We start from the raw sequence: 22,748 nt of genomic DNA, 5'->3' as shown, positions 1-22,748 counted from the left end.
TCCCTACCGGTACACTCGGGCCTTGTGCCTTTCGTCGACGACGTGGTCAACGTCCTCCCCAAGCCCCTGCGGGAGATCGCCTACCGCCACCACGAACTGATCAAATTCGCCATCGTCGGCGCGACCACCTTCATCATCGACTCGGGCATCTTCTACGTGCTCAAGTGGACCGTGCTGGAGACCAAGCCGGTCACCGCGAAGATCATTTCCGGCGTGATCGCGGTCATCTGCTCCTACATCCTCAACCGCGAGTGGTCGTTCAAGAACCGCGGCGGGCGCGAGAAGCACCACGAGGCACTGCTGTTCTTCGGAGTCAGCGGCGTCGGCGTCGTGCTGAGCTTCATCCCGCTGTGGATCTCCAGCTACGTCTTCGACCTACGCCAGCCGAATGTGAGCTTCACCGTCGAGAACATCGCGGACTTCATCAGCGCGTTCATCATCGGCAACCTGCTGCAGATGGCGTTCCGCTTCTGGTCGATGCGCCGCTGGGTTTTCCCGGACGAAATCAGCGAACTCGTCGAGGAAATCGAGGAGATGCTCGAGGAAGAGCAGCTCGGCCACAGTTAGCGCGGTTCGGGGACCTGCGCGCCGTTGGACGTGCGTTGCGACGCACTCGATCCGAGGAACATCGCGAACAGCGCGGGACGGCGGCGCTGCAATTCCAGCCGTCCACCGTCGGCCTCGATGAGCGCACGGGCCAAGGCGAGTCCGACGCCGGTGGAACCACCTGCGGAAAAGCCGCGGTCGAAGATGTGCGGTGCGAGTTCGTCACGGACGCCGTCGCCCTCGTCGGCGACCTCGACCACCACCAGGGGTTCGCGATCGCTGACGGTGCGCACCGTGCGCACCGATACGGTGCAGGTGCCGCCGCCGTGCATCAGCGCATTGTCGACCAGCACCGCGAGGGCTTCGCGCAGCCGGGAACCGGTGATCGGGGCACGCAGCGATTCGTCGCCGATCAGCCGCAGGATCCGACCTGCCTCGGTGAACGGATGCGACCATTCCTCGACGACCCCGCGCAGCTCGTCCATTACTGGCACCGGATCGCGATCGGCGGCATCCTCGTCGCGGGAGGCCCGGACCAGATCATCGATCGCGTCGGTGAGTCGGTCGACCTGCGCCATCGCCTCCTCGGCCTCGTGCACCACGGCCGGATCGGAGTGCGCCGACAACTCGTCCAACCGCAATCGCACCGCGGTCAGGCGGCTGCGCAGTTGATGGGAAACGTCCGCGACCAGAGCGTGTTCGCGCTGCAGCCGCCCGGCGATCTCGACGGTCGCCGAATCGAGCACATCGGAAACCCGGTCCAGTTCGGAAATCCCATGCCGCCGCGGGTCCGGGCGAAAATCGCCCATGGCCAGTCGGGCGGCGCGGGCCGCCACATCACGCAGCGGATCGGCGACCCGGCGTGCGGTGATCATCGCCACCGACACCGCCGCGCCCAGTGAGGCGAGCACCGCGAAGGCCACCACCGCGACGGCCTGGATCTGGCGGGTATGCATCGGCCGCGACGGCACCTCCAGGCGCAAGGAACCCTCAGTGCCCATCGCCAGCGATTGCACCACCGGATCGTGCACCCGATCCGCGCCGATATCGAGCCGGGACGCATTGTCCTGCGGAGCCGGATAGATGATGGTCAGCTTGCCGTCCTTGGGGATCAGCGGCCGCACCGGACGGGTGTCGAGTTCGCCGAGCACCATCCCGTCGCCGTGCTCCTGGGCGATGATCTCCGTGGCGATGTGCTCGAGCCGATTCCCCAGATCGTTGCGGGTGATGTCCTCGACCCACAGCCATGCGGTGTAGATCAGCGGGACGCCGAGTACCACCGTGGTGATGGTCAGCACGGTGAGGATCGATCGCAGGATTCTGCGTCTCATATCAGTTGTGCCGCACCGTCAATCGGTGTTCAGCCGGAAGCCGACACCGCGCACGGTGACAATGCGGCGCTCGGCCATCGGGCCCTCGTCCCCGATCTTGCGGCGCAGCCAGGACATGTGCATATCCAGGGTCTTCGAACCGCGCAGCTCGGCATCGCCCCACACCTCGCGCAGGATCGTCTCGCGCGGCACCACCTGGCCCGCGCGATCGATCAGCACCTTGAGCAGCTCGTATTCCTTGTTGGCCAAACCCACTTCGACCCCGTTGACCAGCACCCGCCGCGCCGCGGGCTCCAGCCGGATGCCGCCGACCTCGACCGCCTCGTCCCCGATTCCGCTGCGCCGCAACAACGCTCGCACCCGGGCGAGCAACTCGGCCAACCGGAACGGTTTGCCGACATAGTCATCCGCGCCCGCGTCCAACCCGACGACGAAGTCCACCTCATCGGTGCGCGCGGTGAGCATCAGCACGGCCAGATCGGCGCCGCGGGCGCGCACCTGGCGACACACCTCTAGCCCGTCCATACCGGGCAGGCCGAGATCGAGGATGAGCAGATCGTGGTCACCCTCCAAAGCGCGTTGGAGCACCGCGGGCCCGAAGCGTTCCACGGTGACCGAATAGCCCTCCCGCCCGAGCGCGCGCGAGAGCGGTGCGGCGATGGCCTCATCGTCTTCGGCAAGCAGTACGGCGGTCATATGCGGTGGTCCCAGCGTGGATCGTCGGCTCTGGATTCCTCGAACACCTGCCGGTACAGCAGGGCGTGCACCTGCTGTACCTGCGGGATGTCGTCGTATTCGAGCGGTTCCTCGGAGGAGGATCCGATGATCAGGGTGCCGGTACCGAGCAACCGATCGAACAGGCCGTGCCGGAACTGCACACTGGAAATCCGGCTCATCGGGATATCGATGCCGGTGTGGGTGATCACGCCCTGCCGGATGAGCACCCTGCGGTCGGTCACGATGAAATGCGTCGTCTTCCAGCTGATAATCCGTGCGACACAACGCCATCCGATGATGCCGAGCCAGACGGCCAGCACCACGATCAGCAATACCGAACGGGTCGTGCCCTCGGTCCTGCGCCAGATCAGCCCCCCGGCGAATCCGGCCAGCGCGGTCGCGATGATCAGCGTCACGATCGGCCAGAACAGCATTTTCCAATGCGGATGACGATGGAGTATCAACTGCTCGTCCGGGGCGAGCACCTCCTCCGGATAACCCATGCCGGAACCCTACCGCGAGAACACGCCGGAAAGCGTGGACAGCGACGCGTGCCGTGCTGCACAATCGGCACCTTGCACCGTCGTGACCTCGAGATCCTCTCGAGCACCCTCGAGATTCCGCACAGCATCGCTGCATAGCCTCGATCCGACGGCAGCCGCACGACCCGGCTCTCGTTCGACCAGCTCTCGTTTTGTTCTGCTCAACGCTCTGCCTGCGAAAAGACAAGTCCGACTTGACAAGACGTCCAAAACGAACCGTGGAGGCGTGTATGACCAAGTATCTGACCCAGCTGCAGATCCTGACCGAACTCGAACCGGTGGCCGAACAGAATCTCGAGCGCCACCTATCGATGACCAAGGACTGGAACCCGCACGACTACGTCCCGTGGGATGAGGGTCGAAACTTCGCCGCGCTGGGTGGTCAGGACTGGGAGCCGGAACAGTCGAAGCTGAACGAGGTCGCCAAGGCGGCGATGATCACCAACCTGCTCACCGAGGACAATCTGCCCTCCTACCATCGACTGATCTCCGAGAACTTCTCCCAGGACGGTGCGTGGGGCACCTGGGTCGGGCGCTGGACGGCCGAGGAGAACCGACACGGCATCGTCCTGCGTGACTATCTCGTGGTGACCCGTGGCGTCGATCCGGTTGCGCTCGAACAGGCCCGGATGATCCATATGACCCGCGGCGTGCCCTCGCCCGAGGACTGGGGCGGGTTCCTGCCGAATGTCGCGTATGTGACCTTCCAGGAGCTGGCCACCCGGGTCAGCCACCGCAATACCGGCAAGGTCTGCAACGACCCCATCGCCGATCGCATGCTGCAGCGCGTCGCCGCCGACGAGAACCTGCACATGATTTTCTACCGCAACCTCTGCGGCGCGGGCCTGGATCTGGTACCCGACCAGGCCATAGCGGCGATTACCAAGATCCTCTCCGACTTCATCATGCCCGGCTACGGCATGCCCAATTTTCGGCGCAACGGCGCACTGATGGCCAAGCACGGCATCTACGATCTGCGCCAGCATTTCGAAGAGGTGGTGCAGCCCGTGCTGAAGAAGTGGAATGTCTTCGACCGCAACGACTTCGGACCACGCGGCGAACAGGCGCGCCAGCAGCTCGGCGAATACCTGGAGAAGCTGGAGAAGGACGTGCTCAAATTCGAGGAACAGCGCGACCGCCTGCTCGCCCGCGAGGCGGCGCGCGGCATCATGCAACCGGTCTGAGGGTCCGAATGTCGATGTCGCACAAAAGGTTGCGCTGAGTCCTCAGTAGTCGGCGCGCAGGTGGGTTACATCAGCGGCGGACACGACATGTCCACCGATGCGCAGCCGGCCCGCGGTATCGACATCGGTGGCGATGCCCTCGAGGGTCTGGCCGCCGGGTAGCTCGGCGCGCACAGGCGCGCCCAGGGTGGCGCAGCGGTCGCGGTAGACGTCGATCAGGTCGGCGGTGTCCCAACCGGCGTCGCGCCACGCGGTGAAGCGGCGCGCGAATTCGGTCAGCAGCGACCGCACGAGCTCGGTGCGGTCGGTGACCTTCGCACCCGCCAGCACGAGCGAAGTGGCATGCGGCACCGGCAATTCCGCATCGGTGAGACCGACGTTCAGGCCGACCCCGACGACAACGGCGGGCGCCCCACCACTGGAGGCGACTTCGGCCAGGATGCCCGCGACTTTGCGGCCATCGATCAGCACATCGTTGGGCCACTTCAGATTCGCGTCCACACCGGCGGTCCCGCGCAGTGCGTCCACCACGGCGACACCGGTGAGCAGCGGCAGCCAACCCATGGCGGCAGGCTCGATGCCGGGCAGCCGCACCAATACCGACATCGCTATCTGTGCGCGCGGCGGGCTGACCCAGCTCCGAGCGTGCCGACCGCGGCCCTGCTCTTGGGTTTCGGCGAGCAGTACCGCGCGATCGGCGTCGGGCTCCCCGGCTCGAGCGATCAGGTCCGCATTGGTGGACCCGGTCGACTCCACCACAGCGATGTGGGAGAAGAACGACAGTTCGGGCGACTCGGTGAGACTGCGCCGCAACTGCTCTGCATCCAACGGTGGCCTGTGCACACCGGCAGGCTATCCGACGAGGTCGTACTCGCGAATCGGTACCGCGACGGACACGCCGTCATCGGATGCCGCTTCGACCTCGCCCCACTCCTGCGGGTCCAGCACGGTCGGCTCGGTTTCCACCGTCTGCCAACTGGTCCACGAGGTCGCCGTGGCGTGCTCGGCGACTCTGCTGCTCCATTCCCACATGATTTGCTCCTCAGCTAGGTGTGCGTTGTCCTCCCATGCACCTCACTGCCCCCTTATCTCGAGCTGAAATGCGAACGTCCTCAGGGTATCTGGGCACCGCCGCGCCACTCCACCGATTTTCCGGTCCCAAGCACCGCATTCGGTTCGGCAATCAACCAGGAAGTTTGTCGCCATTCGCATGTTGGAACATGATCTAGCTGGGGTTTTCTACTGACCGGTAAGCGACACTCGGTTACCGAGAGGTACTGGCACTGGTTACACTCCGAAGCCATGACGAGTGTCCAGCACCAGCCCGCATCGGAATCGGCGGGCACCCCCGATATCCACACCACCGCTGGGAAGCTGGCTGATCTGCGGAATCGGCTGGAAGAGGCCAAGCATCCGATGGGTGAGGCCGCGGTCGACAAGGTGCACGCCAAGGGCAAGATGACCGCCCGCGAGCGCATCCTCGCACTGCTCGACGAGGGCTCCTTCGTGGAACTCGACGCGCTGGCCCGCCACCGTAGCGTGAACTTCGGCCTGGAGAACAACCGGCCGCTCGGCGACGGCGTGGTGACCGGCTACGGCACCATCGACGGCCGCGACGTCTGCATCTTCAGCCAGGACGTCACCGTCTTCGGCGGCAGCCTCGGCGAGGTCTACGGCGAGAAGATCGTCAAGGTGATGGATCTGGCGCTCAAGACCGGTCGGCCGCTGATCGGCATCAACGAGGGCGCGGGCGCGCGCATCCAGGAGGGCGTCGTCTCGCTCGGCCTCTACGGCGAGATCTTCCACCGCAATATCCAGGCCTCCGGTGTGATCCCGCAGATCTCGCTGATCATGGGTCCGGCCGCCGGTGGGCACGTCTACTCGCCCGCGCTGACCGACTTCGTCGTCATGGTCGACGGCAGCAGCCAGATGTTCGTCACCGGACCGGATGTCATCAAGACGGTCACCGGTGAGGACGTCACCATGGAGGACCTCGGCGGCGCGCACACCCACATGACCAAATCAGGTGTCGCGCACTACGTCGCCTCCGGCGAGCAGGACGCGCTGGACTACGTCAAGGATCTGCTGAGTTACCTGCCGAGCAACAACCGCGCCGAGGCCCCGCGCTTCCCGGCCACCGACCCGATCAACGGCGCCATCGAGGATTCACTCACCGACGAGGACCTCGAACTGGACACGATCATCCCGGATTCGCCGAACCAGCCCTATGACATGCACGAGGTCATCCGTCGGCTGCTCGATGACGACGAATTCCTCGAGGTGCAGGCCGAGCGCGCGATGAACATCATCGTCGGCTTCGGCCGGATCGACGGCCGCAGCGTCGGCATCGTCGCCAACCAGCCGACCCAGTTCGCGGGCTGCCTGGATATCGACGCCTCGGAGAAGGCCGCGCGCTTCGTGCGCACCTGCGATGCCTTCAATATCCCGATCATCACCCTGGTCGATGTTCCCGGCTTCCTGCCCGGCACCGGCCAGGAATACAACGGCATCATCCGGCGCGGCGCGAAGCTGCTCTACGCCTACGGTGAGGCGACTGTGGGCAAAATCACGATCATTACCCGCAAGGCCTACGGCGGCGCCTACGACGTCATGGGTTCCAAGCACATGGGCGCCGATGTGAACCTCGCGTGGCCGAGTGCCCAGATCGCGGTGATGGGTGCTTCCGGCGCCGTCGGCTTCGTCTACCGCAAACAGCTGCAAGAGGCCGCGAAGAGCGGAAATGATGTCGACGCGCTGCGCTTGGAGCTGCAGAACGAGTACGAGGACACCCTCGTGAACCCCTACGTGGCCGCCGAGCGCGGGTACGTCGACGCGGTCATTCCGCCCTCGCACACCCGCGGCCAGATCGTGTCGGCGCTGCGTCTGCTCGAGCGCAAGATGGTCTCGCTGCCGCCCAAGAAACACGGCAACATTCCACTGTGATCAAGCGATAACCTCCATGGACCGCGCACACTGGTTGCAGAGACGCAATGAGTCGATTCGAGGATGAGGGTCGCTTGGTCCATATGTCTTCGAGTCGGGCATAGGCTCGATCGCAAAAGAGAGAGGATCTGGCACCGTGACGACCGTGGCAGATGATGATGTGTTGACCGCCGTCGAACTGGATCTCACAGTCGACCCGATCGCGGATGCGGTCGAGGCGGACGCACCGACGGCAGCCCCGGCGCCCGCGTCGGCCGAGCAGCCGTTCATCCGAGTCATCAAGGGTGCGCCGTCCGACGAGGAACTGGCGGCGCTGGTATGCGTGCTGTCGGCGGCCGCGAACAGCGCCCCGAGTAGCGGACCGGTCGGTCCGGCCGACGCGTGGGGTCGCCCGACCCTGATGCACCGCGGCGCCTCGCCGTTCTCTCCATACGCTTTCCCGCACCTGTCACACCTGCGCGACTGATCGGATGACGAGACTGGTTCTCGCCTCCGCCTCGCCCGCCCGCCGCGCGGTATTGCGCTCGGCGGGCATCGAACCCGCCGTCCAGATCTCCGATGTCGACGAGGACGCCGTCGCCGCGGCACTGCCGCCCGGCACGGCGCCCGAGGTCGTCGTGGTCGAGCTCGCGCGGGCCAAGGCACGGTCGGTGGCCGCCACAATTCCGGATCTCGGCGCGGATTGCGTTGTGGTCGGCTGCGATTCGATGCTGCTCGTGGACGGCGAACTACAGGGCAAGCCGCATACGCCCGAGGTGGCGCGCGCCCGCTGGGCCGAAATGGCTGGGCGCAGTGCGGATCTCATTACCGGCCATTGCGTCTTGCGCATGCGAGACGGCGAAATCGTCGCCGAAGCCGTCGACTGCAGTCGCACCACGGTGCATTTCGCCAAGCCCGAGCGCGAGGAACTGGACGCCTATATCGCGACCGGCGAGCCGTTGCAGGTCGCGGGCGCGTTCACCCTCGATGGCATGGGCGGTTGGTTCGTCGATCGCATCGATGGCGATCCGTCCAGCGTTATCGGGATCGGTCTACCACTGCTGCGCCGACTGCTTGGCGACGTTGGGATCGGCATTGCGCAGCTGTGGCGCCACTCGCCCAGCTGAGGGCGGCGCGATCCGCGGCTCCACCCCGGCCTCCGCGCCGATCGGCACCGGTGTCGCCGCACGCTCCGGCTCCCGGCGGGCCGCCATCATCTCCAACCGGACCACGCAGAGTTCCGGCTCGACGAACGGTTGCAGCCGGACATTCACCTCACCGCGCACGCCGTTGCGATCGAGCACCTCTTTGATCAGGCCCAGGTGCACGCCGCACACCACCTCGGAGTGAGTGCGCGCGAGTTCGCGCAGTGGGCAGGCGGTGAGCCGGATCAGGACCTGCTCATCGGTTTCGGCGGCCGCGTCGCGCTCGGGTGCGAAACCGAGTTCGGACATCAGCGTCATCGTGACGTCCTTGGCGTCCTCCAGCGATTCGACGGCATGGTCGCCCGCGTCGAGTTTCGCACCCCAGGCGCGTCCGGCGGCGATGGCCGCCTCCGAGCGACGTCGCGGATCGGGACCGAGCTGGTCGGCTAGGACCTGGGCCAGTTCCTGATAGCCAACCGATCGCTGAACCGCGCTGTAGCCGATGCGCGGGCGCCCACGGCCGCGCGGCGGTTGTTGGAACTGGCGCACCAGCGATTCCCTGGTAAGCACATCCAGGTGGAACCGAACAGTGGTGACGTGCTGTCCGGTGATTCTGGCAAGTTCTTGGGCGTCGAGAGGTTCGCTGGCGCCACGTAGGATCGCGAGCAGTCGACGCCTCGGCCAAGAATCGGACATAGCTCACCCCTCCTCCCGGGAGACTTTATCGGATGAGGGTGCGATTTATTCGCCCATTCAGCCGATTTGTGATCTGAAACGAGTTTCACTAACGCCTCACACCTGACATCGGGGTGAGACCCGAGCCGCTATAACCACCCGTCTACCTCGCATGAAGGACCCAAACCGTGCCCGTTGCCCCGGATCCTCATCCTGCTTTCGGCTCGTACGCACATCCTCACCGACTAGTAACCACAGAGTGGCTATCGGCAAACATCGGCACGCCCGGGCTGAAGATCATCGAGTCCAACGAGGACATCCTGCTCTATGACATCGGTCACGTTCCCGGCGCCACCAAGGTCGATTGGCGGGGCGACCTCGATGATCCGGTTACGCGTGACTATATCGGCGGTGACCGGTTCACGGAGTTGATGCGGGCCAAGGGAATCGAGCGCGACGATACCGTGGTGATCTACGGGGATCGCGGCAACGCGCAGGCCGCGCACACATTCTGGGTCTTCACGCTGTTCGGACATCCGGATGTGCGACTACTCGACGGGGGACGGGATGCGTGGATCTCCGAGGTGCGCGACACCACCTTCGACCTGCCCTACCTGGTGCGCAGCGAATATCCGACGGTCCGGCGCGACGACGGTTCGGTGCGGGCGTTCCGCGAGGATGTGCTCGCCCATCTCGGTAAACCGCTGATCGATGTGCGCTCGCCCGAGGAGTACTCGGGTGAGCTGATCGGATCGCCGGGCAATCGCGATGGTGCGGCGTTGCGCGGCGGACATATCCCGACCGCGGTGAACATTCCGTGGACCGCGGCCTTCCACAGCGACGGCCGCTTCCGGTCCCGCGCCGAATTGGACGATATCTATGGTGCGCTGTCGGTCGCGGACGATCTGGTCGTCTACAGCCGCGTCGGGGAGCGGTCCAGCCACACCTGGTTCGTGCTGACCTATCTGCTCGGCTTCGAGAGCGTGCGCAATTACGACGGGTCCTGGACCGAATGGGGCAATTCGGTTCGCATGCCGATTGCCAAGGGGTATGAACCGGGTGACGCACCGATGGCCGGTACCCGCAAGGCGCGGACACGATAGCCGTGATCTGCGGCGCATCACAGCCGACACCCATTGTGATGTGCGACCTACTGCGGAGTAGGGCTATCCGAGTGCGGCGGTTGTTGGCAGACTGCCTACACTCCCCCGAGACGGAAGTATGTCGACCACGGGGCGACCAAGAAGATTGCTAACAGGAGGCTCAGTGCCCAGCCATGCCAGCGCGCGGATATCGAAGGTACTCGTAGCTAACCGAGGCGAGATCGCCGTTCGCGTGATCCGGGCGGCCAAGGATGCCGGTATCGGCAGTGTCGCGGTGTACGCGGAGCCGGATGCCGATGCCCCCTTCGTGAAACTCGCCGACGAGGCGTTCGCCCTCGGCGGGCAGACCTCGGCCGAGTCGTACCTCGTCTTCGACAAGATCCTCGACGCTGCGGCCAAGTCCGGCGCCGACGCCATCCACCCCGGCTACGGATTCCTCTCCGAGAATGCCGATTTCGCCCAGGCTGTCATCGACGCCGGGCTGATCTGGATCGGCCCCTCCCCGCAATCCATCCGAGACCTCGGTGACAAGGTCACCGCGCGTCACATCGCCGAGCGCGCGAAGGCGCCGATGGCGGCGGGCACCAAGGATCCGGTCAAGAACGCGGCCGAGGTGGTCGAGTTCGCCAAGGAGTACGGCGTGCCCGTCGCGATCAAGGCCGCCTTCGGTGGTGGCGGTCGCGGTATGAAGGTCGCGCACTCCATCGAGGAGATCCCGGAGCTGTTCGACTCCGCCGTGCGTGAGGCCACCGCCGCATTCGGTCGCGGGGAATGCTTCGTTGAGCAGTACCTGGACAAGGCCCGCCACGTCGAGGCGCAGGTCATCGCCGACAAGCACGGCAATGTCGTGGTCGCGGGCACCCGCGACTGCTCGCTGCAGCGCCGCTTCCAGAAGCTGGTCGAGGAGGCGCCCGCGCCGTTCCTGACCGATGATCAGCGCGCGCGTATCCACGCTTCGGCCAAGGCCATCTGCAAGGAGGCCGGTTACTACGGTGCGGGCACCGTGGAGTACCTGGTGCAGGGCGACACCGTGTCCTTCCTCGAGGTGAACACTCGCCTGCAGGTCGAGCACCCGGTCACCGAGGAGACCGCCGGAATCGACCTGGTGCGCCAGCAGTTCCGCATCGCCGAGGGCCACGAGCTGGCGATCAAAGAGGATCCGACGCCGCGCGGACACGCCTTCGAGTTCCGGATCAACGGTGAGGACGCCGGCCGCGGCTTCCTGCCAGCACCGGGTCCGGTTTCGGTGTACGAGGAGCCCAGTGGCCCCGGTGTGCGCGTCGATTCCGGTGTGGTGCAGGGCAGCGTGATCGGCGGTCAGTTCGATTCGATGCTGGCCAAGCTGATCGTCACCGGCGAGAACCGGACCCAGGCGCTGGAGCGGGCCCGGCGCGCGCTTGCCGAATTCCATGTCGAGGGGCTGGCGACGGTCATTCCGTTCCACCGCGCGATCGTCGAGGATCCGGCGTTCATCGGCGACGGCGAGAAGTTCGACGTCTACACAAAGTGGATCGAGACCGACTGGGTCAACAACATCGAGCCGTACACCCCGGCCGGTGCCGCCGCTGACGAGGACGAGGATCAGCCACGGCAGAAGGTCGTCGTCGAGGTCGGTGGGCGTCGAGTCGAGGTGTCGCTGCCGGGCAACTTCACCGTCGGCACCGGTGCCGCCGGTGCTGGCAGCAATGGCGCCGGGGTGATCCGCAAGAAGCCCAAGCCGCGCACGCGTGGCGGTGCCGGTGGCGGTGCGGCCTCCGGTGACGCGGTCACCGCACCGATGCAGGGCACCGTCGTCAAGGTCGCGGTCGAAGAGGGCCAGTCGGTCGAGGCGGGCGATCTGATCGTGGTGCTCGAGGCCATGAAGATGGAGAACCCGGTCAACGCGCACAAGGCCGGTGTGGTCACCGGACTGTCCGTGGAGGCGGGCGCGGCCATCACCCAGGGCACCGTGCTGGCAGAAATCAAGTAAGTAAACAGCTGGCGAAGACCATTTCGGAGCGGGCGCTGGACACCGACGTCCGCGCCCGCTCTGTCGTATCGTGGTCCGGTGACCAGCTCTGCCGTCGTGCCCACCGTCGCGGAGGTCATCCGCGGCCGCCGTGAATCAGCCAGCCGCGCCGACGGATATCGCCTCGCCCTGGTCATCGAGGGTGGCGGCAGTCGCGGTGTCTACTCCAGCGGGATGGTGCAGGCGCTAGAGGAACTCGGGCTCGCCTCGATCTTCGATGCCGTGTACGGCACGTCGGCAGGTGCGATCAACGGTGCGTGGTTCCTGTGCGGGCGGGCGCTGTCGGGCATGCGGTCCTGGACCGATCCGGTGATCATGCGACGCGCGGTCGATCCGGCCCGGCTGCTGCGTGGACGGCCAGCCTTCGATCTGGACTACCTGGTGAACCAGGTGTACGACGGCATCGAGCCGATGGATTTTCCGGCGATTCTGGCCAATACCACCACCTTTCATCCGATCGGTACCGATACCCGAACCGGGCGCGCGGTCGATCTGCGCCGCCACATCGTCGACAAGCCCACGCTGATGACCGCGCTGCGGGCCTCAGCGGGGCTGCCGATTCTCGCGGGTCCGCCGGTGCCCCTGGGCGGTGCCGAATATCTCGACGGCGGGTTATCCGAAACGGTGCCGATCCGCACCGCGGTGCGCGACGGTGCGACGCACGCCTTGGTGCTGCGAACCCGACGCACCGATGAAAAACGCCCGCCCGCGCCACGATTGCACCAGTTCGTCGGGGGCAGCTATCTGCGCGTCCGGGCACCAGGGGCGTACCGCGCCTGGCTGCAGCGGCCGCATCAGCAGGTCATCGAGGACCGCTTCCTGGCAGGCCTGGCAGGCGCGGCTCTGCAGATCCACCCACCCCTCGGCGCCCCGGATGTGGACAGCGCCGCGCGCGATACCGCGCTGCTCGCCGAGGCGTTGACGATCGGGCGGCAAGCCGTGCACGCGTCCTTGGCGGCTTCAGTTCAGCTCGACGGTGGCGCCGTTGGAGAGCATGAAGTCGTGTAGTTCGAGTCGACTCGGACTGGCCTCCCGCGTGACATCGAAGACCAGTTGGGTGGTGGCCGATTGGCCGGGCTGGAGTTCGAACGAATAGCCGTAGCGGCGCTGGGTGGTCTGCCACATGGTCGCGATCGCATTGTGGTCGACTTGGCGGCCCTGGGTGTCCACAAGACGTTGGCCGACGGGCAGGAACCACTTCGCCTCGTCGGAAATATTGCGGACCTCGACTGTGACCACGGAATAGGAACCGCTCGCATTCTGCAAGCCGATCCGCGGGACACCGGAATCCACCGAGGTGACCACGAATTCGAATTTGCCATCGCGCACCGGGCTGTTCAGCCCAGCAGATACCGGCGCTGGCGGCTCGGCCGATTGCGCGGTATCGCCATCGCGCACCGCGACCGACGGATCGGCCGTGCGCGTGCCGCCGCCACTGCCGGTATTGCCGAATGCGATCAGCGCTGCACAGCCCGCCGCCAGCATGAACGGGGTCAGGAATATGACGACGAGTGCGCCGATAAGCCTGGACAGGAAGGACTTACGGTGCCGACGTTGGACTCCGCGCGGGGGCGATGCGATCCATGGGCGGCGTTGTGAGACCGTCCAGCGGGGGGCGACCGGAGCCCGCCATGGTGCTCGCTTGCGTTGTGGCGCAACTCGTTTCACGGGGCGGACGAGCGATGCCTGCTGGACCGCAGGTCGATTCGGCGACCAGGGTGAATGCTGTTGCGGTGCGGCATATCCCGCTGGTGGTGGCGCTAATCGCGTTGCCACGAGTGTGGGTGTGGGGCCGGGCTCGGGTAGAACCTTGGTGGGATCGAGCGGCTTCGACGACTTGACCAGTGGCGCTGGCGATTCTCCCGAGGGGGGCTCTGACTGTATCGGCGTGCGTGGTTCTACTCGTGTTGGCGGCACATCCGCTACCAGCCGTCGCGGCGGCGGTAACGGCGCATGCGGCTCCTGTGCATCCGGGAGCAGCGGCTTCGACGAAGCCGACTGCGACATGTCGGAGTGCGGTACATCCTGGAGCGGCGGCTGAGCTGATGAAGTGGGCGACTTCGGGGTAGCGGGTGTGGGCGAGGGCGGCGATGATTGCGGTGCGGCGTGTGGGAGGCGCGCGAATGCGGTGGCCGCGTATGCGGCGGCGGCGAATTCGCGGGCGGTGGGGTAGCGCTGGGTCTGGTCTTTGGCCATGCCGCGTGCGATTACTGCGTCCAGTTCCTGTGGGACCGCGGGGTTCACGGTTGATACGCGTGGCGGGTCGGTCATCAGGTGGCCGTGCATCTGGCGGGCCGGGTCGGTGTCGCCGTAAGGGCGGCGACCGGTCAGGCATTCGTAGAGGACGCAGGCCAGGGAGTAGACGTCGGAGCGGGCGTCGACGGTGCCGTTGAAGCGTTCCGGCGCCATATAGGCCCAACTGCCGATGGCCATGCCGGTGGCAGTAACGGCCGTCTGGCCCAAGCTCTGTGCGATACCGAAATCGATGAGATATGCGTGCCCACCAGTGCCGACCAGGATGTTCGACGGTTTGACGTCACGGTGGATCAGCCCGGCTCGATGCGCCGCGTCCAGACCCGATGCTGCCTGCGTCACGAAGTCGACGGCCGCGGTGGGGGTCAAAGTACCGACTCTGGTCAGCATTTCGGCCAGGTCGATGCCATCGATGTAGTCCATATCGATGTACAGCCGGCCGTCGAGCTCCCCGAACCCGTGAATCGGCACGATGTGCGGATGGCGCAGACTCGAGCCGAGCCGAGCCTCCCGCTGGAACCGCTTTCGATAATCCAAATCGGCGGCCACATGCTCCGCCAACACCTTGAGCGCGACCGTGCGCCCGGTTTCACTGTCATGCGCCAGCCATACCGCCCCCATACCGCCCCGCCCGAGCAAACGGTCGAGCCGGTACTTCCCGAACTGTTCCCCCATGACTGACCTCCATCGCTGGGACGAGGCAGGTGGCCGCGCCATTGCGGAGTGGGGCGGCAACCCGATCGAAACCGCATCGCCCGAACCTATCCCGACCCTAGCCCCGCCACCCGCTATCGAACAGTGTGAGCTCCCCTACGTATTCCTACTCAACCTGTGGCATCCGACTGCTCCATATGCTGAGGCGACGCTCACTTGCCCGGCTTGGCGCGGCCGCCACCATGTCCGGGCTTGTCCTTGTTCGGCTTATCGTTGCCCGAGTCGCCGCTGGCGGAGTTGTTCACATGCGGGTTTCCATTGCCGACGACCGTAGGTTCGGACTGCTGCCCGTCGGGTATCCCGCCGAAGCGCTCTGTGGGAACCCAATTCGCGATACCGGCACCCACCGTTCGACATGCGAGCGGTGTGCCGTCCACAGCAGTGGCAATACCGTCGACATTCGGATTGCACAGCTGCCCAGCCCTCGGAATCACCACATTCGGCGACGCCTGCTGCGCCGATTCGGTCGGCGCGAGCGATCCGGGAAGAGTCGGCCTACTCCGGGCCGATGACGGTGCCGCAGAATTCGTTTCACCCCCCGGCCGCCCCAACCACAACCCCAACCCGATCACACCCACCAACGCCGCAATAGCAACAGCCGCATACCCCGCCCCCACTCCGCGCGCCCCCCACAACTCATCATCTCGCCCCGGCTCCCCCAGACCCCCGCCAACCCAGGTCGCCGCACTCGAAGTCCCGACCTCCCGCGTCCGCTCAGCCGCACCACCCTGCATCGACTGGCCCCCCTTCCGGCCGCCCCGCATCGAAGCACGCACAGCACCGCCATCACGCATTCCCCCATCAGCAGCCTCCCCGCCCCGCATCCCCCCGCCCACACCCCCGGCGACCCACGTCACCTCAGGCACGAACCCCGCACCTTGCTCCCCTGCACTCACTGCCCCACCGACCCGCGCCGACACGCGCGCGGCCCCTGCGTCCCCGATCCCGGCACATTGGACGCCACCGGCCAAGGTCTGTTCCGGCGCAAGCCGAGCCGCCCACGTATGCGTGCCTTCAGAGCCACCAGGCATCGCCTCACCCGCGTCCCCGAGATCCCGCCCGCGCTCACCTTGGTGCTCAGCGACCCACACCCGCTCGCCCCCAGACCCACTGACCCACATCGGCTCCCACGCAGCCGCGACACCCTCGGTCCCCGCTACTTCAGCCCCACTGGCCCCCATCGGCTCTGGCGCAGGTCGACTTCCCTGCATTTCCGCGCCCGTGGACGGGCCGCCCCACATCGTCGCACGCGCAGAACCCACATTTCGCCTCTGCTCACCAGCGGACTCCAAGGCCCACATCGGCGCAGCCGCAGACCCGGCCACCTGCATCCGCTCCGCTTCGTTGGCACGCATCTGCTCGCCCTCGACCCCAAACGTGCACATCGGCGCACCCGCAGAGTCGGCGACCTGCATCCGCTCCGCTGGGCTGGGTCGCGTCGGCCCGCCCGCGGAATCGGTGGCGAATCCTGCGGCACCTACACCGAGCGACTCTGCCGGGCGCGATGGCTCGAGTGCGCCATAGTTCGTCGGCTCGGTTGCTGCGGCGATCTCGACGGTCGAAGCCTCGCGGCCGGTGACTGCGGTATAGGCGGTGGCGGCGAATTCGCCTGCGCTGGAATAGCGTTGGTTGGGGTCCTTGGCCATGGCGCGGGTGATGACGGTGTCGAGGGATGCGGGGACGGCGGGGTTCAGGGTGGCGGCGCTCGGTGGGACGGTCAGTAGGTGGGCGCGCAGTTGCTGTGGCGAGTCGACATTGCCGAAAGGTCTTTGGCCGGTGAGGCATTCGTACAGGACACAGCCCAGCGAGTATTGGTCCGCGCGCGCGTCGGCGATGCCGTCGAAGCGTTCCGGCGCCATATACGCCAGGGTGCCGACCACATTGCCGTGGGCCGTGATCGCGGGTTGGTCGATGCGATGTGCGATGCCGAAGTCGATCAGATGGACGAACCCGGTCGGGCCCACCATGATGTTGGACGGTTTGACGTCACGGTGCACCAGGCCGACCCGGTGCATGGCATCGAGCGCCATCGCGGTCTGCGCGATGATCGCCACGGCACGTGCTGGATCCAGCGGCCCGGATTCCCGCAGCAAGGCGCTGACATCGGTGCCCTCGATGAACTCCATATCGATATAGAGGCGGCCGTCGAGTTCGCCGAAGTCGTGGATCGGAACGCGGTGCGGTCCGGGGGCCTGGGCCGCTAGCCGGGCCTCCCTGGTGAACCGCAGTCGGCAGGTCGGATCGGCGGCGTGCGAGCAGGCCAACACCTTCAGAGCGACGGTACGGTCGGCGACGGTGTCCCGCGCCAGCCAGACCTGCCCGGTCCCACCACTGCCGAGCAACCGATCGAGGCGGTAGTGGCCGAACCACGTTTTGCCCATGTCGAACCTCCTACTACCTTCCGTTCGTCTTTTAGCTACCCCAAATCCATACCGCCATCACAGAATCCGCGAATCAGATCCGGCCGCAGGGCGATCATGACGCAACTAGCCCGCTCAGCGTCGTGGAATTCGATCAGCTTGGGGCCGATGCGGCAGCACGAGAACATTCAGTGAAAGCCGCTAGCCTTGCTGCTATGAGTGACCTGCCCGAGATTCGCATCGGTACCGCGGAGCGTGAGCAAGCGATGCGGCGCCTGTCCGATCATTTCGCCGCCGGGCGGCTCAGCGTGGCGGAGTTCGATGAGCGCAGTGCCGTGGTCGCGGCCGCGGTAACCCGCGGCGACGTGGACAAAGTCTTCCTAGACCTGCCCGAACCGGCCCCGATCGCCGCAGTGCCCGCCAAGCGCGACTCCGGGTTCCTCGACGAGTGGCCGGAGCGGGTGATGGCGGTGATCCCGATCCTTGCCGTCATCCTCTTCTTCGTCACCGGCAGCTGGCTCTGGTTCCTGGCCATTCCGCTCTCGGGTGCACTGCTTTTCGGCGGTCGGCACGAGCACCAACGTCGCCATCCACGCGACCGTCGTCGCCGCAGGGAGCTCGAGGACTGATGGAACCCGTCGAAATCAATGCGGGCACCTGGTATCTGCGGGCGCTGCGCGCCGACGATCGCCTCGATGACCGCCCCGCCCTCGCCGCCGGCGGTATCACCGATCCGAACTACATCACCCGCCGCACCGAGCAGTGGGATGACGAATCCCACTTCTCCTGGGCCGTCTGCGAACCCACCACCGCTGAACTGGTCGCCGAGATCGTCGTGACGCCCGGCCCTGACAACACTGCCGAACTCACCGGCTGGGCTCGCCCCGGTTACGAGCCCGCCCTCGAAACCGGCACCACCGCGGTCCGTCGCTTCGTGGAAGGCGGTCTCGGGCTCCGACTCCCCTGAGCCGGAAGCCAACTCAGCGCATCACACCCGTGTGTCCTGTGCAGTAACGACCCGGCTGCGGCCAGATGGTGAGTCCATGCGCCCCACGCCCAACCGGTATCCGCGCCAACAGGTTCCAGTTCTCGATATCGATCGCGTACACCTCCCCGTGGTGTCGCCCCGATACCCAGAAAACCCGCCCGTCCGCGGACAGATTGCCCATGTCCGGACTGCCACCGCCCGGGATGAACCACTTGTGCACCAACTTGTTCGCGGCGAAATCCCAGACGGAGATGCTGCCCTCGTACCGGTTGGTGATGAGCATCTGTTTGGAGTCGCGGGTGACGTACAGACCGCGGCCGCTGATCGGACACCGCCGGACTCAACTCCCGGTTCGCGGCGTAGACGTCGGTCGGCGACAACGGCGGCGGCATACCGGGTAGCAGATTCTCCGGATGCGGCGGTGCCGCGCTGGTCGGGGCGGCGACGGTGGTGGGTGGCGCCGTCGTCACCCCCACCGATCCGGCCTCGCTCGGGGCGCACCCCGCGACCGTTACGAGAACGGTCAACGAGGCGAGCAAGGGTGCGCAGCTTCGTCGATTGCGCTGTCGGTTCACGCGCTGCACCGTGCCAGGAGGTGGTGAAGACGAGATGACATGTATGCGAAGCCTAGGCGCTGGCACCGAGATTCCACCGCAATCCCCACCCGGGCGTTACCGATTGCGCGAACCATCCGGAGATACCTACTCGGACAGCCGAATTTCCGATTGCGGGCGAATAACTATCCGGCGTCGCTGAGTACCCGTTCGAGTGCGTCGACCGCGGCATCGAGTTCCGCCTCGGTAACGGTGAGCGGCGGCCGGAACCGAATGCCGCGCTCACCGGTGCCGAGGATCAGCACATGCTCGCGTTCGCGCAGCGCGGTCAGCACCTCGTCCCGCAGTTCGGCCGAGGCCAGCGTGATGGCGCACATCAGCCCGCGGCCGCGGGGTTCGGTGATCCTCGGATGGTCTGCCGCGAGCTGCTCGAGTCGCCGCAGCAGATGCGCGCCGAGCGGCCGTGACCGCTCGATTAGGTCATCGCGCTCGAACACCTCGAGGACGCGCCGGGTCCGCACCATATCGGTGAGATTGCCGCCCCAGGTGGAATTGAGCCGAGAGCTGACCACGAAAACGTTATCGGGCACCTCGTCCACGCGCCCGCCCGCCATGATGCCGCAGACCTGGGTCTTCTTGCCGAACACGACGATATCGGGTTCGAGCCCGAGTTGTTGGTAGGCCCAAGTGGTTCCGGTCATGCCGACGCCGGTCTGTACCTCGTCGAGGATGAACAGTGCATCGTTGTCGTGACAGAGCCGCCGCACGGCCTGCAGGAATTCCGGGCGCATATGCCGGTCGCCGCCCTCGCCCTGGATCGGTTCGGCGATGAAACATGCTATGTCGTGCGGATTTTCGGCGAAGGCGCGCTGCGCCTGGTCGAGGGCGTGTGCTTCGGCGGCGGCGATGTCGACGCCGTTGGCCAGGAACGGCGCGTCGATGCGCGGCCAATCGAATTTGGGGAAGCGTGCTGTCTTCACCGGATCGGTGTTGGTCAGCGACATGGTATAGCCGGTGCGGCCGTGGAAGGCTCCGGTCAGGTGTAGCACCTTGGTGCCGAGTTCGGCTGCGCGCCCGTGGGATTCGTTATGTCTGCTCTTCCAGTCGAACGCGACCTTGAGCGCGTTCTCCACCGCGAGTCCGCCGCCGTCGATGAAAAACAGGTGCGGCAGGCGGGGATCGCCCAGCACCCGCACGAAAGTGTCGACGAAGCGGGCCATTTCGACGGTGTAGATATCGGAGTTGCTCGGCTTGTTGAGCGCAGCGACGCTCAGTTCCGCCCGGAAGTCCTCGTCCTCGGCCAGGGCGGGATGGTTCATGCCGAGGGCATTGGAGGCGAAGAAGCCGAACATATCGAGGTAGGTGCTGCCGTCGCGTTCATCGACGATCAGGCAGCCACGGGATTTCCGTAGATCCAGCACCAAGTCGAATCCGTCGGCGAGGATGTGCGCCGACAGGATCTCGTGTACCCGGGAGGCGGGGGTGACCGGTGCAGTGCCACTCCCCGCGCGGGTGCGCTCCAGTTCGATGGTCACATCAGTAGGGTACGAAAATCTTTACGAAAATTCTACGAAATAACGGACTAATTACGGCCGTAGGCTACCTGTCGTAGAATGTCTGCAAGATGATGGTGCTTCGGGTTCGCACGTTGGCGGTCGCCCTGATCTCCTGCAGCAACTGCTCGAGGTGCCGAGGAGAGGCCACCCGCACCAGCAACACGTAACTCTCGTCGCCGGCCACCGAGTGGCATGCCTCGATACCCGGGATATGTTGCAGCACGGCAGGCGCGTCATCGGGTTGCGAAGGGTCGAGAGGAGTGATGGCGACGAATGCCGACAACAGTTGCCCGAGCGCCTCGGGATCGACATGTGCGGTGTAGCCACGGATCACCCCGCGCGCCTCTAGTCTGCGGACCCGCGATTGCACAGCCGAGACCGATAAGCTCGCCTTTTCGGCCAGATTCGACAAGGTGGCGCGACCATCGGCCATCAGTTCACGAATCAGCAGGCGATCGATGTCATCGAGTACGGGTCTTGCCGGTGTATCCGCCATCAGCGAAGGCTAACTCAGCGGAGGCGACTCGTGGCGAAAACTTTTGCTCGTTAACTCACCGTACCCATCCGATATTGTTCCCCGACCCAAAGCTAAAGCGGAGCAACCGATGACAGACATGCTCGAAGATCATCTGACCAAAGACCTGGCTGCCCGGGCGGCGGGACTACTACACACACTCGGTGCGCAGACACCGGTCGCTGGCGAACTGTCAGCGCGGACGCCGATCACCGGTGGCACGCTGATGACGCTGCCCGCCGATTCCCTCGACGACGCGGATGCGGCAATCGGGAGGGCGGCGGCGGCCTTCCGCGGCTGGCGCACCGTTCCCGCGCCGGTGCGGGCGGGGGTGGTGCGGCGACTGGCCGAACTGCTCACCGTGCACAAGGTCGAACTCGGCGAACTGGTCACCCTCGAGGCAGGAAAGATCGGCGCCGAGGCCCTCGGCGAGGTACAGGAAATGATCGATATCTGCGAGTTCGCGATCGGGCTGTCGCGCCAGCTCTACGGCAAGACCATGCCCTCGGAGCGGCCAGGACATCGGCTGATGGAGACCTGGCATCCGCTCGGCGTGATCGGGGTGATCTCGGCGTTCAACTTCCCGGTCGCGGTGTGGGCGTGGAATACCGCGGTCGCGCTGGTCTGCGGTGACACAGTGGTGTGGAAGCCGTCGGAGACGACACCCCTGACGGCGCTGGCTTGCCATACGCTGCTGCGCCGCGCGGCGGCCGATGTCGGCGCGGATCCCGAAGTGCACCAGTTGATTCAAGGTGGTGCGGAGGTAGGGTCGCGGCTGGTCGACGACGAGCGGGTAGCCCTGGTGAGCGCGACCGGGTCGGTGCGGATGGGCCGGAAGGTAGCGCCGCGGGTGGCCGCCCGGTTCGGGCGTTGCTTGCTGGAGTTGGGTGGAAATAACGGCGCCATCGTCACGCCAACAGCGGATTTGGAGTTGGCGGCGCGCGGAATCGTCTTCGCGGCAGCGGGGACGGCCGGGCAGCGCTGTACCACCTTGCGTCGGTTGATCGTGCACGCCGATGTCGTCGGACCGCTGCTGGATCGCGTTGCCAGCGCCTATCGCCAACTGCGCGTCGGTAATCCGCTCGACGAGGGTGTGCTCGTCGGCCCGCTGATCAACGCCCACGCCTACGAAGGAATGCGTGCGGCGATCGATCGTGCGCTCGGCGATGGCGGCGAATTGATTTGCGGCGGTGAGCGAGTCGACGGGTTCGGGGACAACGCCTTCTATGTGCGTCCGGCGATCGTGCGCATGCCCGCCCAGACCGCCGTGGTCCGCGAGGAAACCTTCGCACCGATCCTCTACGTGCTGACCTACCATAACTTCGACGCCGCCATCGAACTTCACAACGGTGTGCCGCAAGGCCTTTCCTCTGCCGTCTTCACCGCCGACCAGCGCGAAGCCGAACGCTTCCTCGCCGCCGACGGCTCCGACTGCGGTATCGCCAATGTCAATATCGGCACCTCCGGTGCGGAAATCGGCGGCGCGTTCGGCGGCGAGAAGCACACCGGCGGCGGGCGGGAATCCGGGTCGGACTCGTGGAAGGCATACATGCGTCGGGCGACCAACACCGTGAACTACTCCGATCAGCTGCCACTGGCCCAAGGAATCCAATTCGGTTGAGCCCGTTCCCGTAGC

The 22,748-nt window shown here is 65.9% G+C and carries 22 protein-coding genes; 11 read left to right on the top strand and 11 right to left on the bottom strand.

Annotation, left to right across the window (positions count from 1 at the left end; all coding sequences use genetic code 11):
* The first annotated feature begins 24 nt into the window (after window positions 1-24).
* Window positions 25-567 (top strand): GtrA family protein, encoded by a 543-nt coding sequence (locus ACQP2U_RS05670; RefSeq protein WP_433713711.1) that lies wholly within the window; start codon window positions 25-27, stop codon window positions 565-567.
* Here ACQP2U_RS05670 and ACQP2U_RS05665 read toward each other — a convergent pair.
* Genes ACQP2U_RS05665 through ACQP2U_RS05655 form a run of 3 tightly spaced genes read right to left on the bottom strand, consistent with a single transcriptional unit; the run spans window position 564 to window position 3,097 of the window.
* Complete coding sequence (locus ACQP2U_RS05665; RefSeq protein WP_433713710.1) at window positions 564-1,877, bottom strand: sensor histidine kinase; 1,314 nt, start codon at window positions 1,875-1,877, stop codon at window positions 564-566. The genes ACQP2U_RS05670 and ACQP2U_RS05665 overlap by 4 nt on opposite strands.
* An 18-nt stretch (window positions 1,878-1,895) precedes the next feature.
* A complete protein-coding gene (locus ACQP2U_RS05660; RefSeq protein ID WP_397031849.1) occupies window positions 1,896-2,573 on the bottom strand; it encodes a response regulator transcription factor in 678 nt (225 codons plus the stop codon).
* Window positions 2,570-3,097: a PH domain-containing protein gene (locus ACQP2U_RS05655; RefSeq protein WP_433713709.1), complete on the bottom strand. Its 528-nt coding sequence runs from the start codon at window positions 3,095-3,097 to the stop codon at window positions 2,570-2,572. Before ACQP2U_RS05655 ends, ACQP2U_RS05660 begins: the two co-directional genes overlap by 4 nt.
* 269 nt (window positions 3,098-3,366) lie before the next feature.
* On the opposite strand from ACQP2U_RS05655, the gene ACQP2U_RS05650 reads away from it, so the two are divergent.
* Window positions 3,367-4,320 carry an acyl-ACP desaturase gene (locus ACQP2U_RS05650; protein WP_433713708.1) on the top strand — a complete coding sequence of 318 codons (954 nt, stop codon included), beginning with the start codon at window positions 3,367-3,369 and terminating at the stop codon, window positions 4,318-4,320.
* Window positions 4,321-4,362: 42 nt separating this feature from the next.
* Here ACQP2U_RS05650 and ACQP2U_RS05645 read toward each other — a convergent pair whose 3' ends face one another.
* Window positions 4,363-5,163 (bottom strand): biotin--[acetyl-CoA-carboxylase] ligase, encoded by an 801-nt coding sequence (locus ACQP2U_RS05645; protein ID WP_433713707.1) that lies wholly within the window; start codon window positions 5,161-5,163, stop codon window positions 4,363-4,365.
* Window positions 5,164-5,172: 9 nt separating this feature from the next.
* Window positions 5,173-5,352: a hypothetical protein gene (locus tag ACQP2U_RS05640; RefSeq protein WP_433713706.1), complete on the bottom strand. Its 180-nt coding sequence runs from the start codon at window positions 5,350-5,352 to the stop codon at window positions 5,173-5,175.
* 270 nt (window positions 5,353-5,622) lie between these two features.
* On the opposite strand from ACQP2U_RS05640, the gene ACQP2U_RS05635 reads away from it, so the two are divergent.
* The 3 genes from ACQP2U_RS05635 (at window position 5,623) to ACQP2U_RS05625 (ending at window position 8,369) form a co-directional block, all read left to right on the top strand.
* Window positions 5,623-7,263, top strand: a complete 1,641-nt coding sequence (locus tag ACQP2U_RS05635; protein ID WP_397031840.1) for an acyl-CoA carboxylase subunit beta — start codon at window positions 5,623-5,625, stop codon at window positions 7,261-7,263.
* 136 nt (window positions 7,264-7,399) lie between these two features.
* Window positions 7,400-7,729 carry an acyl-CoA carboxylase subunit epsilon gene (locus ACQP2U_RS05630; protein WP_433713705.1) on the top strand — a complete coding sequence of 110 codons (330 nt, stop codon included), beginning with the start codon at window positions 7,400-7,402 and terminating at the stop codon, window positions 7,727-7,729.
* 4 nt (window positions 7,730-7,733) lie between these two features.
* Window positions 7,734-8,369, top strand: coding sequence for a Maf family protein (locus ACQP2U_RS05625; protein ID WP_433713704.1), 636 nt, complete (start codon window positions 7,734-7,736; stop codon window positions 8,367-8,369).
* Here the strand turns inward: ACQP2U_RS05625 and ACQP2U_RS05620 are convergent.
* Window positions 8,295-9,083: a helix-turn-helix transcriptional regulator gene (locus ACQP2U_RS05620; RefSeq protein ID WP_397031834.1), complete on the bottom strand. Its 789-nt coding sequence runs from the start codon at window positions 9,081-9,083 to the stop codon at window positions 8,295-8,297. The two genes, ACQP2U_RS05625 and ACQP2U_RS05620, sit on opposite strands and share 75 nt — an antisense overlap.
* 167 nt (window positions 9,084-9,250) lie before the next feature.
* Between ACQP2U_RS05620 and ACQP2U_RS05615 the strand changes: the two genes are divergently transcribed.
* From ACQP2U_RS05615 to ACQP2U_RS05605, 3 genes are all read left to right on the top strand, one after another.
* Window positions 9,251-10,165, top strand: a complete 915-nt coding sequence (locus ACQP2U_RS05615; RefSeq protein WP_433713703.1) for a sulfurtransferase — start codon at window positions 9,251-9,253, stop codon at window positions 10,163-10,165.
* Between the two features lie 163 nt (window positions 10,166-10,328).
* Window positions 10,329-12,134 (top strand): acetyl/propionyl/methylcrotonyl-CoA carboxylase subunit alpha, encoded by a 1,806-nt coding sequence (locus ACQP2U_RS05610; protein WP_433713702.1) that lies wholly within the window; start codon window positions 10,329-10,331, stop codon window positions 12,132-12,134.
* 78 nt (window positions 12,135-12,212) lie between these two features.
* The gene (locus ACQP2U_RS05605) at window positions 12,213-13,181 is read left to right on the top strand and encodes a patatin-like phospholipase family protein (protein WP_433713701.1); all 969 of its coding nucleotides are present in this window, start codon (window positions 12,213-12,215) and stop codon (window positions 13,179-13,181) included.
* Here ACQP2U_RS05605 and ACQP2U_RS05600 read toward each other — a convergent pair.
* Together ACQP2U_RS05600 and ACQP2U_RS05595 are read right to left on the bottom strand one after the other, a co-directional pair.
* Complete coding sequence (locus ACQP2U_RS05600) at window positions 13,134-15,101, bottom strand: protein kinase domain-containing protein (RefSeq protein ID WP_433713700.1); 1,968 nt, start codon at window positions 15,099-15,101, stop codon at window positions 13,134-13,136. The genes ACQP2U_RS05605 and ACQP2U_RS05600 overlap by 48 nt on opposite strands.
* Before the next feature lie 191 nt (window positions 15,102-15,292).
* Complete coding sequence (locus tag ACQP2U_RS05595; protein ID WP_433713699.1) at window positions 15,293-17,521, bottom strand: serine/threonine-protein kinase; 2,229 nt, start codon at window positions 17,519-17,521, stop codon at window positions 15,293-15,295.
* Between the two features lie 194 nt (window positions 17,522-17,715).
* On the opposite strand from ACQP2U_RS05595, the gene ACQP2U_RS05590 reads away from it, so the two are divergent.
* Together ACQP2U_RS05590 and ACQP2U_RS05585 are read left to right on the top strand one after the other, a co-directional pair.
* Window positions 17,716-18,129, top strand: a complete 414-nt coding sequence (locus ACQP2U_RS05590) for a DUF1707 SHOCT-like domain-containing protein (protein ID WP_433713698.1) — start codon at window positions 17,716-17,718, stop codon at window positions 18,127-18,129.
* Window positions 18,129-18,467, top strand: a complete 339-nt coding sequence (locus ACQP2U_RS05585; RefSeq protein WP_433713697.1) for a hypothetical protein — start codon at window positions 18,129-18,131, stop codon at window positions 18,465-18,467. Before ACQP2U_RS05590 ends, ACQP2U_RS05585 begins: the two co-directional genes overlap by 1 nt.
* A gap of 13 nt (window positions 18,468-18,480) precedes the next feature.
* Here ACQP2U_RS05585 and ACQP2U_RS05580 read toward each other — a convergent pair whose 3' ends face one another.
* The 3 genes from ACQP2U_RS05580 to ACQP2U_RS05570 all read right to left on the bottom strand — a co-directional run bounded on the left by ACQP2U_RS05580 (window position 18,481) and on the right by ACQP2U_RS05570 (window position 21,094).
* A complete protein-coding gene (locus tag ACQP2U_RS05580) occupies window positions 18,481-18,798 on the bottom strand; it encodes a YncE family protein (protein ID WP_433716375.1) in 318 nt (105 codons plus the stop codon).
* 429 nt (window positions 18,799-19,227) lie between these two features.
* Window positions 19,228-20,577, bottom strand: coding sequence for an L-lysine 6-transaminase (gene lat / locus ACQP2U_RS05575; protein WP_433713696.1), 1,350 nt, complete (start codon window positions 20,575-20,577; stop codon window positions 19,228-19,230).
* 64 nt (window positions 20,578-20,641) lie between these two features.
* Window positions 20,642-21,094, bottom strand: coding sequence for an Lrp/AsnC family transcriptional regulator (locus ACQP2U_RS05570; RefSeq protein ID WP_040686931.1), 453 nt, complete (start codon window positions 21,092-21,094; stop codon window positions 20,642-20,644).
* 109 nt (window positions 21,095-21,203) lie between these two features.
* Between ACQP2U_RS05570 and amaB the strand changes: the two genes are divergently transcribed.
* Entirely contained in the window at window positions 21,204-22,733 is a 1,530-nt protein-coding gene (gene amaB / locus ACQP2U_RS05565) for an L-piperidine-6-carboxylate dehydrogenase (protein ID WP_433713695.1), read from the top strand.
* Window positions 22,734-22,748 lie beyond the last annotated feature (15 nt).

The sequence above is a fragment of the Nocardia sp. CA-084685 genome (assembly GCF_050955785.1).
Classification (GTDB): domain Bacteria; phylum Actinomycetota; class Actinomycetes; order Mycobacteriales; family Mycobacteriaceae; genus Nocardia.
Note: the sequence above shows the minus strand (reverse complement) of the source record. Positions and strands in the feature narration are given on the sequence as shown.